This window comes from Hyphomicrobium sp. LHD-15 (assembly GCF_031157355.1).
Lineage (GTDB): Bacteria > Pseudomonadota > Alphaproteobacteria > Rhizobiales > Hyphomicrobiaceae > Hyphomicrobium_C.
Genome location: NZ_JAVIFT010000001.1, coordinates 472,649 through 485,977, shown reverse-complemented (window position 1 = coordinate 485,977; position 13,329 = coordinate 472,649). Strand labels below are relative to the sequence as shown.

13 protein-coding genes and 1 tRNA gene are annotated in these 13,329 nt (G+C 63.6%); 11 read left to right on the top strand and 3 right to left on the bottom strand.

What is annotated here, in order from left to right; genetic code table 11:
* Window positions 1-8 precede the first annotated feature (8 nt).
* Both RCO24_RS02220 and RCO24_RS02215 read left to right on the top strand, forming a co-directional pair.
* Window positions 9-2,039, top strand: a complete 2,031-nt coding sequence (locus tag RCO24_RS02220; protein ID WP_308959756.1) for a methyl-accepting chemotaxis protein — start codon at window positions 9-11, stop codon at window positions 2,037-2,039.
* Between the two features lie 226 nt (window positions 2,040-2,265).
* Window positions 2,266-3,294 (top strand): cysteine synthase A, encoded by a 1,029-nt coding sequence (locus tag RCO24_RS02215; RefSeq protein ID WP_308960879.1) that lies wholly within the window; start codon window positions 2,266-2,268, stop codon window positions 3,292-3,294.
* A gap of 399 nt (window positions 3,295-3,693) precedes the next feature.
* Here the strand turns inward: RCO24_RS02215 and RCO24_RS02210 are convergent.
* Window positions 3,694-3,783, bottom strand: a tRNA-Ser gene (locus RCO24_RS02210).
* 513 nt (window positions 3,784-4,296) lie between these two features.
* Here RCO24_RS02210 and RCO24_RS02205 point away from each other — a divergent pair.
* From RCO24_RS02205 to RCO24_RS02170, 8 genes are all read left to right on the top strand, one after another.
* Window positions 4,297-5,046: a septal ring lytic transglycosylase RlpA family protein gene (locus RCO24_RS02205; RefSeq protein ID WP_308959755.1), complete on the top strand. Its 750-nt coding sequence runs from the start codon at window positions 4,297-4,299 to the stop codon at window positions 5,044-5,046.
* Window positions 5,047-5,261: 215 nt separating this feature from the next.
* The gene (locus tag RCO24_RS02200; RefSeq protein ID WP_308959753.1) at window positions 5,262-6,716 is read left to right on the top strand and encodes a Do family serine endopeptidase; all 1,455 of its coding nucleotides are present in this window, start codon (window positions 5,262-5,264) and stop codon (window positions 6,714-6,716) included.
* A gap of 88 nt (window positions 6,717-6,804) precedes the next feature.
* Window positions 6,805-8,118, top strand: coding sequence for a replication-associated recombination protein A (locus RCO24_RS02195; protein ID WP_308959752.1), 1,314 nt, complete (start codon window positions 6,805-6,807; stop codon window positions 8,116-8,118).
* 162 nt (window positions 8,119-8,280) lie between these two features.
* On the top strand, window positions 8,281-8,826 hold the full coding sequence (locus tag RCO24_RS02190; protein ID WP_308959751.1) for a type VI secretion system amidase effector protein Tae4: 546 nt from the start codon (window positions 8,281-8,283) through the stop codon (window positions 8,824-8,826).
* A 69-nt stretch (window positions 8,827-8,895) separates the two neighbouring features.
* Complete coding sequence (locus tag RCO24_RS02185; protein WP_308959749.1) at window positions 8,896-9,132, top strand: hypothetical protein; 237 nt, start codon at window positions 8,896-8,898, stop codon at window positions 9,130-9,132.
* 177 nt (window positions 9,133-9,309) lie between these two features.
* The gene (locus RCO24_RS02180) at window positions 9,310-10,326 is read left to right on the top strand and encodes an RluA family pseudouridine synthase (protein WP_308959748.1); all 1,017 of its coding nucleotides are present in this window, start codon (window positions 9,310-9,312) and stop codon (window positions 10,324-10,326) included.
* Window positions 10,319-11,023: an HAD-IA family hydrolase gene (locus RCO24_RS02175; RefSeq protein WP_308959746.1), complete on the top strand. Its 705-nt coding sequence runs from the start codon at window positions 10,319-10,321 to the stop codon at window positions 11,021-11,023. The genes RCO24_RS02180 and RCO24_RS02175 overlap by 8 nt, the downstream gene beginning before the upstream one ends.
* Window positions 11,020-11,811: an ATP12 family protein gene (locus RCO24_RS02170; RefSeq protein ID WP_308959745.1), complete on the top strand. Its 792-nt coding sequence runs from the start codon at window positions 11,020-11,022 to the stop codon at window positions 11,809-11,811. Before RCO24_RS02175 ends, RCO24_RS02170 begins: the two co-directional genes overlap by 4 nt.
* On the opposite strand, the gene RCO24_RS02165 is transcribed toward RCO24_RS02170, so the two are convergent.
* Together RCO24_RS02165 and RCO24_RS02160 are read right to left on the bottom strand one after the other, a co-directional pair.
* Window positions 11,774-12,286: an MgtC/SapB family protein gene (locus RCO24_RS02165; protein WP_308959744.1), complete on the bottom strand. Its 513-nt coding sequence runs from the start codon at window positions 12,284-12,286 to the stop codon at window positions 11,774-11,776. The genes RCO24_RS02170 and RCO24_RS02165 overlap by 38 nt on opposite strands.
* Window positions 12,287-12,424: 138 nt before the next feature.
* The gene (locus tag RCO24_RS02160; protein ID WP_308959742.1) at window positions 12,425-12,649 is read right to left on the bottom strand and encodes a hypothetical protein; all 225 of its coding nucleotides are present in this window, start codon (window positions 12,647-12,649) and stop codon (window positions 12,425-12,427) included.
* Window positions 12,650-12,798: 149 nt separating this feature from the next.
* Between RCO24_RS02160 and RCO24_RS02155 the strand changes: the two genes are divergently transcribed.
* Entirely contained in the window at window positions 12,799-13,314 is a 516-nt protein-coding gene (locus tag RCO24_RS02155; protein WP_308959741.1) for a pilus assembly protein N-terminal domain-containing protein, read from the top strand.
* The last annotated feature ends 15 nt before the right edge of the window (window positions 13,315-13,329 follow it).

Here is a 13,329-nt window from a genome sequence, read left to right as displayed (position 1 = left end):
AAATCGCCATGCAGACCCTTGCAACCATCTTCAACGACATGAAGGTCAACACCAAGATCGCAGCCGGCTTCTCCGCCATACTCGCCATTATGATCGGCGTCGGGGCTTACGGATATTTTGGCGTCGCCCATGTCGGGGACAATTTCGAAAGCTACGCACAGCGCGTGGCGGTGGTTGATACGGTCAGCGAAATCGACCGCGAATTTCTAACCTTCCGCAGGTTGGTCCGAGAAACCGCAACTAGCCAAGATCCCGTCGCCGCAGCGAAACTCGCGCATGAGGAGGAGCAGCGCGTCACGGCCGCGATCGAGCATGGTATTCGCGAGATCCACAATCCGGAGCGTCACGAAAAGATCCTGGCGCTCAAGACGCGCTTCGAGGAGTACGCGAAGCTTGCGCGAAAGGCTGAAACACTGCGTCAGGAGAAGGACGAAGTCGGGCACAAAGTGCTCGATGCTGACGGCGCGAAGCTCAAAGCCGACCTTGAGCATCTCTTGACGGTCGCTGCGCGCGAAGGCAACAGCAACGCGCTCATTCTCGGTAACGAGGTCCTGAAGCACGTGATGCAGATCCGGCTCAGCGTCAACTTGCTGCTTGGTCGCCACGATCTCACGGCGAAGGAAAAGGCCGACCAGACCTTCGGCGAGGTGGCGACAATTCTCGCAACGCTCGACGGTCTGATCAGCTCGCCCGAGGCCCGCAAGGACTTCGACGAAGTGAAAAAGCTCGTGGCGGAATATCACGAGGGCTACGAGAAGGCGGTTGTCATCGACGGAGAGCTCGACCAACTTCTCGGCAAGGATATGCCTGCGCTCGCCGAAAACGTTGCGGCTGATGCCACGGCAATCAGGGAATCTGCATCCGCAGACGAACACGCGCTCAAGGCCGAAGCCACCGACCTCATCAGCACCACCGAGACCATGATGCTTTGGTCCGGAATTGGCGGCGTGGCGCTCGGAGCATTTCTTGCCTGGCTGATCGGACGCGGCATCTCGACACCCATTCGCGCCATCGCCGAGGTGCTTCTCAAGCTCGCCAATGGCGACAAGTCGGTCGAGGTTCCTTACGCCGGTCGCAAGGACGAAGTCGGCGAAAACGCCCGCGCCGCCCGCATTTTCAAGGATAATCTGCTGCGTATCGAGCAGATGGAAGCGGAGCAGAAGGAGGCCGAGCGCCGCGCGGCTGCCGTGCGCAAGGCCGACATGCTGCGCCTGGCCGACGAGTTCCAGCGCGCCGTCGGCAGTGTGGTCGATACTGTCTCGGCCGCATCGAGCCAGCTCGAAAGTGCCGCCGGCGCCTTGACGAAAACAGCCGAGACGACGCAACAGCTTTCGGGAATGGTGGCGGCGGCTTCCGAGCAGACGTCACTCAACGTTCAGGGTGTGGCCGCAGCCTCCGAGCAGCTCTCATCGACGGTGACGGAAATTAGCCGCCAGGTGCAGGAGAGCAGCACGATCGCGAGTTCCGCCGTGGTGCAGGCCCAGAAAACCAACGTCAGTGTCGGCGAACTCACGCAATCGGCAGAGCGAATTGGAAATGTCGTCGGTCTGATCAACAACATCGCAAGTCAGACCAACCTTCTGGCGCTCAACGCCACCATCGAGGCGGCGCGTGCCGGCGAGGCGGGCAAGGGTTTTGCCGTCGTCGCTCAAGAGGTCAAGGCGCTCGCAAATCAGACGGGCAAGGCCACCAGCGAGATTTCGGCGCAGGTTTCGAGCATGCAAGCCGCGACCCGCGATGCGGTGGGCGCGATCCACGAGATCACCGCCACCATCAATCGCATCTCGGAAATCGCAGGCGCCATTGCGGCGGCTGTGGAAGAGCAGGGCGCGACGACGCAGGAAATCAGCCGCAACGTATCCGAGGCTGCGAAGGGCACGTCGGAGGTGGCGTCGAGCGTGATCGATGTCAGCAAGGGCGCAGGAGATACCGGATCGGCATCCTCACAGGTGCTGTCGTCGGCGAAAGCTCTGTCGACCGAGAGCGGCACACTGAAGAGAGAGGTCGAGAAGTTCTTGGCCAACGTGCGCGCAGCCTAGAAGCGACCTCAACCAGGCATGACAGTGCAGGGCGTCCTTCAGGCGCTCTGTTACTGCGCCGTGGGAGCCAGACTTGGAGCCTCGTCAGCCCTCTGGTGGCCGTGAGCCTACGTCACACCCCATGCCGTGCGCCATCTGCTGAAAAACGCTGCATAGCATAGCAGTTTTGGCGTATTGCTTCTCCCGTTGAATCAACAGCCCTACCGGCACGGGAGGCCGCGTGACTATCTTTGCGAATACGATCGACGCTGTGGGGAATACGCCCCTGATCAAGCTTCGGCGCGCGTCGGAGGAAACAGGCTGCACCATCCTCGGCAAGGCCGAGTTCATGAATCCTGCGCAGTCGGTCAAGGATCGCGCGGCGTTGTTCCTTATCGAGGATGCTCTTTCGCGCGGTGCCGTGGCATCCGGCGGCGTTATCGTAGAGGGGACTGCTGGTAATACTGGAATCGGACTCGCTGCCCTCAGCCGGGCATTCGGATTGCGCTCGGTGATCGTGATGCCCGATACGCAATCGATCGAGAAGAAGAATGCCGTGCGGGCCTTCGGCGCGGAGTTGGTGGAAGTGCCGGCTGTGCCGTATGCAAACCCCAACAACTATGTTCGCTATTCGAAGCGTCTGGCCGAAGCGCTCGCAAAGACCGAGGCGCACGGCGCCGTATGGGCCAACCAGTTCGACAACGTGGCCAATCGCGACGGCCATGCCCGGACCACTGCGAAAGAGATTTGGACGCAAACAGACGGCAAGATCGACGGATTTGTTTCGGCTGTGGGCACCGGCGGCACGCTGGCGGGCGTCGCGGCTGGTCTCAGATCGAAGAACGCGTCTATTAAAATCGCGCTCGCGGATCCGCCGGGTGCGGCGCTCTATTCCTTCTTTACAAAAGGAAAGCTGGAAGCAAACGGTTCCTCCATCACCGAGGGCATCGGTCAAAGCCGAATTACCGCGAACCTGGATGGCTTCTCACCGGATTTCGCATTCGAGGTTCCAGATACGGAATCCATTCCCGTTGTCCACCAGCTGACAGCCGAGGAAGGCCTTTGCCTTGGCGGCTCGACCGGCGTGAACATTGCGGGCGCGATCAAGCTGGCCCGAGAGCTCGGGCCCGGGCATGTCATCGTTACGATGCTCTGCGATCACGGCACCCGCTATCAGTCGAAGCTGTTCAATCCCGCGTTCCTCGAATCCAAGGGCTTACCTGTGCCCGGTTGGCTCGTGGGCAACAGCGCAGCACTGCCCGTCGTCTTCGAATAGGAGTGCATACGCGCCAAGCGTGGCCGCAGTCGGCTCCCAAGCGTAGCGCTCGATCACCGATCGAGCTGAGCCAGCGATCAGCCGGTGAAATTCGGAATCAGTGTGAAGGTGATGAGCAAGCAGTCTGCGTACATATAAATATCAATGCCGTGCTGCGTCGTCTGGCGGGCCTCGAGGGACAAAGTTCGAATTCTCATTCCAGCCCGAAGGGCTCGTGAGCAAGGCGACCCGGGCCTAGTGGCCCGTCCTCGCGGAGCGCCCATGGGCGCGTGAGCGATATATTGGCGACCCGGGCGGGACTAAGTTCGAACTCGACCATGCCGAAGGGCTCGGGAGCAAAGCGACCCGGGCCAAGTGGCCCGCCCCCGCGGAGCGCCCATGGGCGCGTGAGCGATATAGTGGCGGAGGGAGTGGGATTCGAACCCACGGTGAGCTTGCACCCACGCCGGTTTTCAAGACCGGTGCCTTAAACCACTCGACCATCCCTCCGGATTGTGCCGGCCCTGTGGGTCTCGGCAGCGCCGGACCCTACACAGTCCGCGCCGGACCCTCAAGAACCCCTTTGGCCCCCCGGCCGGATCTCCCACGCGAAACAGAAGCTTCGGGGCGCTGCGAGCGGCAATCGGCCTCGTCCGCGAGCCCCGTCGCAGGGCTGGCCCCGCTCCGGACGCCCCATTTAACGGGATGGAAATCGCTTTCTGACATGCTGCTACGGCTCATCGGTGAAGACCGCGCAACAGCGGCGCCCGCGAGCGGCTAGGCAGGAAAGCTCCGTCACGGGAGCCAGTGGGTGGCGTTATGTTGAGTATGTATGGCCAAGGCGTCGCTGCGCCGAGGCATCCGGGTCGATTTCTCCCCTTGCGTACGCGGAGCCACGCGCTTCCAGGGCCCTTGTGGGCGCTGACGGTCGCCGTCGCCGCCTCTGCAATTGGGGGCTGCTCCAGCACCCAGACGGAAGTGTCGAGCGCGTTTTCCCCCCTGACGCAATCATCGCGCGCGCCCATGTTCCCCGAGTCGAAATGGGGTGTCTCCGCGAGCCGCCGCGTCGCCGGCCACAGCGAACGCATCGAAAAGGGCGGCGGCGTTTACAAGGTCGGCGCGCCCTATCAGGTCGGCGGGCGCTGGTACAACCCGCGTGAACAGCCCGACTACGACCGCATCGGTGTCGCGTCCTGGTACGGCAGCGACTTCCACGGCCGCCATACCGCCAACGGCGAGGTCTTCGACATGCACGCGCTGACCGCCGCGCATCCGACCCTGCCGATGCCGAGCTACGCCTACGTGACCAACCTCTCCAACGACCGCACCATCCTCGTTCGCATCAACGACCGCGGGCCCTATGTCGGCGAGCGGATGATCGACCTTTCAAAGGCGTCGGCCAACGCGCTGGGTCTGATGTCGGGCGGCACCGGACGCGTTCGCGTGCGCTACGCAGGCCCTGCTCCTCTCGACGGCAACGACGGACGCGAGCGCCAGTTCCTGGCCAGCCGGTCGTCGAACGGAGCCTTTGATATCGCATCCGTTGAGCGCGATCAGTCGACCCGCGAATGGGAGGCCGTTCGCAACGGCCGGGTTCCGCCGCAGACCTGGCAGCCGCCGGCGGACCGCATGCGGCCGACTTACGCCGACGGCCCCGCCATGAGCCAGAGCCCACCGCCGCGGAGCAATGCGCGCTCCTATGCGGCAGCCGAACCGGCAGCAGACGGCGGCTGGTCGCCGGCGTCCTATCGCGCAAGCCTGCTTGCGCGATAATTATCTGATAAGACTATGAGTTCCTGGAGTTCTCAGCCTGCGGCCTTGCGCGCTGCGGGACGATCCTGTCGAGAGCGCCATAGGCGCTCTCGCGCCACTTTCCAAGCGCCCTATCCCTGTCCTATATGCCGGGCGGAATCTGGACCATTTGTAACGCGAACGGCGTTTCGGTTCGGCGTAGAAATGGCTCGGAATTAGGGACAGGGACCGACTTCATGCTTCGCTTCACCAAGCAATTGGCCGCTCTCGTCGGAGCCGGTGCGCTCGGAATTTTGGCTGCGACCGCATTCCACGGTGCCGCGACCGCACAGCGAGCCGACGAGCCTGCACCCCGCGCCCGCGAGGTGCCGCCCTCTCGCGAAGTGGCGCAATATTCCTTTTCCCCGATCGTGCGCCGCGCAGCCCCCGCCGTCGTCAACGTCTACGTTCAGCGCCGCGTGCAGACGTTCTCGTCTCCGTTCGCCAACGACCCGTTTTTCCGCCAGTTCTTCGGCGACGCTTTCGGCCAACCGTCCGAGCGCATTCAAAGCTCGCTCGGCTCAGGCGTGATCGTGAGCCCCGACGGCATCGTGGTGACCAACACCCACGTCATCCGCGGCCGGGGCGAAACCGAGATCCGCATCGCACTCGCCGACAAGCGCGAGTTCGATGCCAAGGTGCTGACTCAGGACGACAAGACCGACATCGCCATCCTCAAGATCGAAAGCAACGAGCAGCGCTTTCCGATCCTGGAGCTTGAGGATTCCGACACGCTCGAAGTGGGCGACATGGTGCTCGCCATCGGCAATCCGTTCGGCGTCGGCCAGACAGTGACCAGCGGCATCGTTTCCGCGCTCGCACGCAGCGAGGTCGGCAACTCGGATTCTCAAGTGTTCATCCAGACCGACGCCGCGATCAATCCCGGCAACTCGGGCGGCGCGCTGGTCGACATGTCAGGCAAGCTCGTCGGCATCAACACGATGATCTTCTCGCAGTCCGGCGGCTCGCAGGGTATTGGCTTTGCGATCCCCTCGAACCTGGTTCGGCTCTACGTCGCGGGAGCGGCCGAAGGGCGAAAGGTCGAGCGTCCCTGGCTTGGTGCGCGCCTCGAAACCGTAACCCGCGAGCTGGCCGAAGGGCTGGGCCTGGATCGCGTGGCTGGCGCGGCCGTCGCGCGCGTGTCTGACAGCGGACCGGCTGCGAAAGCGGGCCTCCTCGCAGGCGACGTGATCGTCCACATCGATGGCTTCGAGGTGGGGGATGCTCGCGCGGTGCAGTACCGCCTGACTACGCGCGGCATCGGCAGCACGGTCAAGATCGGCGTCATTCGCAAAGGCCAGCCGCAAACGGTCGAGCTGACGCTCGTGGCCGCGCCGACACCGGGCCGGGATGACGTGCGCAATCTCGCCGGACAGCATCCACTTGACGGCGCGCGTGTATCGAACATCGTGCCGGGCGTCGCCGACGAGCTTGGCCTCGACGAGGCCGAGGGCGTCGTCGTGCTTTCCGTTCGGCGGCAATCGACGGCGGCGCGATATGGCTTTCTGCCGGGCGACATCATAGTCCAGGTCGGCCAGGCGCCGGTTTCGACGGTGACGGAGCTTGAAGAGCTCCTCACCAAGCGTCAGCGGGTCTGGCTCGTCGCCGTGCGCCGCGGCGACAAGGTGTTCAATCTCCAGGTTCCGGGCTAAACCACCAACGCGGGGTCAATCTGGCCGACGCCTAACGTGTCGTTTCAAGGGATCGAGACCCGGCAAAGTCTCGTGCTAACGTCGCCTCATGAGCAATCTGTTTGAAGCCGCAGGATTGGAGAAGGGCGCGCCCCGCCCGTTGGCCGATCGACTGCGTCCCACGACATTGTCCGAAGTCGCCGGGCAGCCCCATCTCGTCGGGCCTGATGGAACGCTGACGCGTTTCCTCGCCAGTGGGCGCCTGCCGAGCTTGATCCTCTGGGGACCGCCCGGCTGCGGCAAGACCACCATCGCGCGGCTTCTGGCGCACGAGACCAAGCTCGAGTTCGAGCAGCTCTCGGCAATCTTCTCGGGCGTCGCCGAGCTGAGAAAGGCCTTCGACCGCGCCAAGGCCAGGCGCGAGCAGGGGCGCGGCACGCTGCTGTTCATCGACGAGATCCACCGCTTCAACCGCTCCCAGCAGGACAGCTTCCTGCCCTATATGGAGGACGGCACCATCACGCTCGTCGGTGCGACGACGGAGAACCCGTCGTTCGAGATCAACGCCGCCGTGCTCTCTCGCGCCTCCGTGCTGACGCTGAACCGGCTCGATGACGATGCCCTCGAAGATCTGTTGAAGCGCGCCGAGAAGGAAGAAGGCCGCGCACTGCCGCTTGATGACGACGCGCGCGAAGCCGTGAAATCCATGGCGGACGGAGACGGGCGCTCGATCCTGAACCTCGCCGAGGAAGTGTTTCTGACGGTGAAGCCCGGCGCCAAGCCGATCAATCGCGAAGCGCTCGTCAAGCTCGTCCAGCGCCGGGCGCCGATTTATGACAAAAGCCGCGAAGGCCACTACAACCTGATTTCGGCGCTGCACAAGGCCGTGCGCGGCTCCGACCCCGACGCGGCGCTCTACTATTTCTGCCGCATGCTCGACGGGGGTGAGGACCGGCTTTTTCTGGCCCGGCGTATCGTACGGATGGCCGTGGAGGACATCGGACTAGCCGATCCGCAGGCGCTCGTCGTTGCCAACGCCGCCAAAGAGGCGTTCGATTTTCTGGGCAGCCCCGAGGGCGAGCTGGCGCTTGCCGAAGCCGTGATCTACGTGGCGACGGCGCCGAAATCGAACGCCAACTATGTGGCCTACAAGGCCGCCATGCGCGCCGCCAAGGAGCATGGCTCGCTCGCGCCGCCGAAGATCATTCTCAACGCGCCGACCAAGCTGATGGAGGACGAGGGCTACGGCGATGGCTACCTTTATGACCACGACCAGCCGGGCGCCTTCTCCGGCCAGAACTATTTCCCGGACGAATTCAAACGCCGCCCGAAGTTCTACGATCCGCCCGAGCGCGGCTTCGAGCGCGAGCTGGCCAAGCGGCTTTCCTACTGGGACGGCCTGCGCAAGAAGCGCGGCGAGTAGAGGGCCCGCTTGACGTTTGCGTGACAGCGCCAACCCTCCTGCCTGTTGCCCCTCTGCCATCTGGCCAAAGACCCGTCCGTCGTCCTATAGTCCCCGCGCGCTGGGAGGGGGCTCCCGCGGCAGGCGTTTTTTTACGGGCGGATCGAAGTAGGGAAGCGTTTCATGATTGAATTCAATGATCTCTGGCGCGGTCATCCGATCAATGAAAGCGTCTCGACGCCGTGCATCGCGCCGCACAATCTGACCAACCTAGAGGGCAAGACGATCCTCGCCGGTTTTCCGGTGTTCTCCAATCAGTGCGCCATCCGCATGGGCATCGCGCTGCGCCGTGCGGGTGTGCAGCCGGCCCAGTTGTCCGGCATCTCTCATTGTTCGGTTCATCCGCGCGACGAGATGCACTTCATCAACGCCAGCCAGCTCGCCAACGGCCTCGCCCGCGCCAAGATCGACGGCATCGGCCCGACCGAGAAATTCGTGGGCGCCGACGCCGCCGAGTTCTATCCGAAGATCTTCGGCCGCACCGGTATCATCTATATCCAGGACTACTGGCGCCGTTCGACGGACACTGGTCGCCCGACCGGTGACCACATCGACGTCTGGAACGGCTATCGCTCGTCGGCGAAATGGCTGATGGAGTGGTTCTCCTGGCTCGGCTACTACTCGAATTATGCCGGCGCCGGCGAAATCTGGTTCTGGGAAGTCAAGTGAGGCGAGGCGGGCGCCCGGCGTCCGCTCGCAAGACGTGGGGCGGCTCACGGAAGATCGCTGGAGGGTTTTATGCGCTATCTCGTTGCCATCATTTTCGCGATCGTCGGAGCCGCGGTTGCCATGCATTTCCTGAGCGGGCCGATCGCGGACTGGGCCGCTCTGCAGTTGAAGTATGAAAGCTCCGACGAGGCCGAGAACATCAATCAGCTCGCCTTCATGCTGGTCAATCTGCTCGGTCTCATCGTCGGGTGGACGATCGGCTGGGTCATCGGTGGCCCCCTGCGCGGAGGCTCGCGTCCGGACTGAGCCCTCGCGTCGAGCGGGTAAGGATGATATCGAGTTTTCCGGTGTCTGCGCCACTCGGCCACTTATAGAGTGCGGGTGCGCTGCGACCTGCCGGATTCCGGCGGCGGAAACGCCCGCAAGCAGATATCGTGACGGCCGCGTATGGTGCGGCGACCAAAGTTGAGAGCCCCGAATTTTATGACGAGCGCAAACGCCCAAGAGCGCGTCGAGACGATCGAAGTTGCCGAGCGTGAAGCGGGCATGCGCCTCGACCGCTGGTTTCGCACCCACTTTCCCGAGGTCACGCAGAGCTACCTGCAGAAGCTGCTGCGTTCGGGGCAGGTGCGGGTGGACGCCCGCCGGGCCGAAGCCAATTTGCGGCTTGAGGTGGGTTCCAAAATTCGCGTGCCGAAGGCCGTGCGGACACCGCGAGAAGGCAGCGCCGGTGCCAAGACCGCTGCGCTTCCGAAATCCAACGAGGCCGATCGCAAGCTGATCGAAAGCATGATCCTGTTCGAGGACGATGACGTTCTCGTGCTCAACAAGCCGTTCGGCATTGCCGTTCAGGGCGGAACGGGAACCAAGCGGCACATCGATGGCATGCTGGCTGGCATGGTCGATCGCTTCGGCGATCGCCCGCGTCTCGTCCATCGCCTCGACCGCGACACTACGGGCGTGCTGCTCGTCGCCAAGCATCGCCAGGCCGCCGCCAAGCTCGGCCGAATTTTCCAGACGCGCTCGGCTGCCAAGACCTACTGGGCGCTGGTGCGCGGGGTGCCGAAGCCGCCGCAGGGCAAAATCGAGGCGGCGCTCGTCAAGGCCTCCGGTCCGGAGGGCGATCGCATTCGCAAGGCTCGGCCCGGTGAGCAGAAGGAGGCGATGCACGCGACGACGCATTATTCGGTCGTCGACCGCGTGGCGCACAAGGCTTCCTGGGTTTCGCTGAAACCCGTTACCGGCCGCCAGCATCAGCTGCGCGCGCACATGGAGCTGATCGGCCATCCGATTGTCGGCGACAATAAATACGACGGCGGCCTGGATCTCGTGGCCGAGAATATCGAGCCGAAGCTGCATCTGCACGCGCGCCGCCTGATCATTCCGCATCCGGGCGGCAAGGCGAAGATCGACGTTTCCGCACCGCTCCCCGCGCACATGCTGGCAACCTGGGACTTGCTGGGTCTCGATCCGCGCCGCTTCGAGAAGGACGATGGCTGAAGCGATGCCGGCCCCGAAACTCGTCATCTTCGATTGCGACGGAACCCTGGTCGACAGCCAGCACGCCATCGTTGCGGCGATGACGGACGCGTTTCTTTCCGAAAACATGCCCGCTCCGCCGCGCGACCGTATCGTCAGCGTCGTTGGATTGTCGCTCGCGATCGCGGTGGCCCGCCTCGTCCCTGAGCCGGTGGAGCTCGAGCAAGTTGATCGCCTGGCGGAAGCCTACAAGGCGGCGTTTTCCGCGCGCCGGCGCCAGCCCGATCACGTCGAGCCGCTGTTTGCCGGCGTCCGCGAGACCATGGCGAGATTGGCCGCCCGCGAGGATGTGATCCTCGGCATCGCGACCGGAAAATCCCGTCGCGGCGTGGAGGCTGTGCTTGAACGCGAAGGCTGGAACGGCATCTTCGCGACCATCCAGACCGCCGACACCAACCCGTCGAAGCCGCACCCCGCGATGCTCCATGCGGCCATGAGCGAGACGGCGGCCGAGGCCTGCGATACGGTGATGATCGGCGATACGACCTACGATATCGAGATGGCCCGCGAGGCCGGCACTGCCGCCATCGGCGTGACCTGGGGATACCATCCCGAGGAGGCCCTGCGGGCGGCGGGCGCCCATCACATCACGGCCGATTGCAGCGAGCTCGAGCGGGTGCTCGGCGAGCTCATGCCCCAACAGCGGCGCGTAGGATGACGACGGACAACGACAAATCGACCAACGGCAAGGCAAGCGAGAAGCGCGTGCCCGAGATCAAGGACACCCTGCGCGCGCCCTTGCCGAAGCGCTTCTACAAGTCTGCCGCCATCGTGGAGCGCGACGGCGGCTTTGCCATCACGCTCGATGGCCGGTCGGTCAAAACGCCGGGCCGGAAGCGCGAGCTTGTCGTGCCGGTCGCAGCTCTCGCCGAGGCCATCGCCGAGGAATGGAACCGGCAGGGCGAGCGCATCGACCCCGCGACCATGCCGCTGACGCGGTTGGCGAACTCCGCGATCGAAGCAGTCTCCGAGCGCATGACGGAGGTGCGGGACGATATCGTCGCGTTCGCCGGCAGCGATCTGCTCTGCTATCGCGCGGAAACGCCTGCGGCGCTGGTGGCACGCCAGAAGGCGGCCTGGGATCCGGTGCTGGCCTGGGCCAAGCAGACGCTCGGGGCTGATTTCAAGGTTCAGCAGGGCCTGATGCCGATCGACCAGCCCCCTGAAGCAACGCAAGCCATCGCCAAGGCGTTGGCTGATCTCGACGCCCTGTGCCTGTCCGCCGTTCACATCCTGACGACCATCACCGGCTCGGCGATCCTGGCTGTCGCCTATCTGAAGGGCCGCCTCACCGCAGAAGAGGTCTGGGCGGCGGCCACCGTCGACGAGACGTGGCAGCGCGAGCAGTGGGGGCAGGACGCCGAAGCCGAAGCGCAGGCCGCAAAAAGGCTTGCGGAATTCACGGCCGCTAGCCTGTGCCTTCGCCTTCTGCATCCTCCTCGATAAGCACGGGCTTTTTCGGGGAGGCTTGCGGGAATTTGAGATACCGCAGAATGATCAGGGAAATGACGGCGGCCAGGATCGCGAGCGCATAGTAGCCCGCTCCGACGGCGACGCCGAGCGCGCCGGCTAGCCACATGCCGGCACCTGTCGTGAGCCCGACGACGGAATTTCGACCTTGGATGATCGTGCCGGCGGCGAGAAACGCGATGCCTGCAGTTACCGCCTCGATGATGCGAATGGGGTCGGAATTTCCGTTCGGCTGCGCGGCCATCACGGCCCGGTGAATCTCGAACGTCAGTATCGTGAATACCGCAGCTGCGAGAGAGACGAGCATGTAGGTGCGGATACCAGCCGGGCGATCTCGCTCTTCGCGATCCCAACCGAGCAGCGCGGCAAGCGCCGCGGCGAGCACCAATCGAAAGGTGATTTCCAAATAGGCGAAGACACTTTCTGGAAACAGAAGCTCGAAAGAAGCCATCAGCCGACCCTCCGCCGAAAGGGAAGGATCAAGAGTATGACAACCCGATCCTCAGAGGAATGCCAAATCGAAACTATCTGTACACATAGGTATTTTTATTTCGTCGAACTCTCGGGCCGTTAAGGAGCGGTCGGGTCGTTAAGGAGCGGTCTTCTCGCGCGGCACCGTTATGTCGACTCCCGGCGCCTGGATGCGGGTCTTGTCCGCGTCCGTCTCGACGCGTGTGCCCGGCGCATCTATGCGCGTCCCGCTTTCGCGGTCGCTCGATACCGACGTGCTTGGAGCATTGGTCTGCGCGACGATGATAGCGCCCCCGAGTACGAGGAACGCGGCCAAGACGATGATGAGCGTTGATCGCTGCATGTTGCCCTCGAAAAGTTTGGTTTTCGGCACAACGCCCAAACGGCCGCCGCGGTTCCGGCATGGCAGGCCCGATTCGAAACGGCCGTTAGAGCTTCGTTTACCTAATCGGCGCCAAATGGGAGGGAAATAAAAAGCCACAGGAGCAGGTCATGAGGCCGATTGCAGCCGTTTCCGCGCGCCGGGCCTCTGAGGTTTCGAGAGCCGTCCTGATCTCCGCCGCGATGGTCGTCATGGCAGCGCTGTGTTTCGCCGCACAGGCGAAAGCCTCGGACCTCGTGGTCGCTTACGATCAGTCGCAGCTTTTGCGTCTGCCGCGTCCTGTCTCGAGCGTGATCATCGGCAACCCCTCGATCGCCGACGTCGCGATTCAAGGCGGCAATCTCCTGGTAGTGACCGGCAAGACGTTCGGCGTGACCAACATCATAGCGCTCGATAGCGAACGCAACATCATTCAGGATCAGCGCGTCGTCGTGCAGCGCGACGAGGTTCGCATCGTGAACCTGAACAAGGGCGCCGTCCGCCAATCCTATAGCTGCACGCCGAATTGCTCGCCGACACTGACGATCGGCGACGACAAGGATTACTTCGAGATGATCTCGAAGCACGCCGAAGCCAAGACCAAGTTCTCGAGTGGAGACACGAGCGAGAACCGCGGCGATCAGTAGGAGCGTCCGCCGCGT

Coding starts and splice junctions, on each gene's coding strand:
- RCO24_RS02200 (WP_308959753.1), top strand. CDS start 5,262: ATGCTTCGCTTCACCAAGCAATTGGCCGCTCTCGTCGGAGCCGGTGCG.
- RCO24_RS02220 (WP_308959756.1), top strand. CDS start 9: ATGCAGACCCTTGCAACCATCTTCAACGACATGAAGGTCAACACCAAG.
- RCO24_RS02205 (WP_308959755.1), top strand. CDS start 4,297: ATGTTCCCCGAGTCGAAATGGGGTGTCTCCGCGAGCCGCCGCGTCGCC.
- RCO24_RS02155 (WP_308959741.1), top strand. CDS start 12,799: ATGAGGCCGATTGCAGCCGTTTCCGCGCGCCGGGCCTCTGAGGTTTCG.
- RCO24_RS02160 (WP_308959742.1), bottom strand. CDS start 12,649: ATGCAGCGATCAACGCTCATCATCGTCTTGGCCGCGTTCCTCGTACTC.
- RCO24_RS02195 (WP_308959752.1), top strand. CDS start 6,805: ATGAGCAATCTGTTTGAAGCCGCAGGATTGGAGAAGGGCGCGCCCCGC.
- RCO24_RS02190 (WP_308959751.1), top strand. CDS start 8,281: ATGATTGAATTCAATGATCTCTGGCGCGGTCATCCGATCAATGAAAGC.
- RCO24_RS02175 (WP_308959746.1), top strand. CDS start 10,319: ATGGCTGAAGCGATGCCGGCCCCGAAACTCGTCATCTTCGATTGCGAC.
- RCO24_RS02180 (WP_308959748.1), top strand. CDS start 9,310: ATGACGAGCGCAAACGCCCAAGAGCGCGTCGAGACGATCGAAGTTGCC.
- RCO24_RS02170 (WP_308959745.1), top strand. CDS start 11,020: ATGACGACGGACAACGACAAATCGACCAACGGCAAGGCAAGCGAGAAG.
- RCO24_RS02185 (WP_308959749.1), top strand. CDS start 8,896: ATGCGCTATCTCGTTGCCATCATTTTCGCGATCGTCGGAGCCGCGGTT.
- RCO24_RS02165 (WP_308959744.1), bottom strand. CDS start 12,286: ATGGCTTCTTTCGAGCTTCTGTTTCCAGAAAGTGTCTTCGCCTATTTG.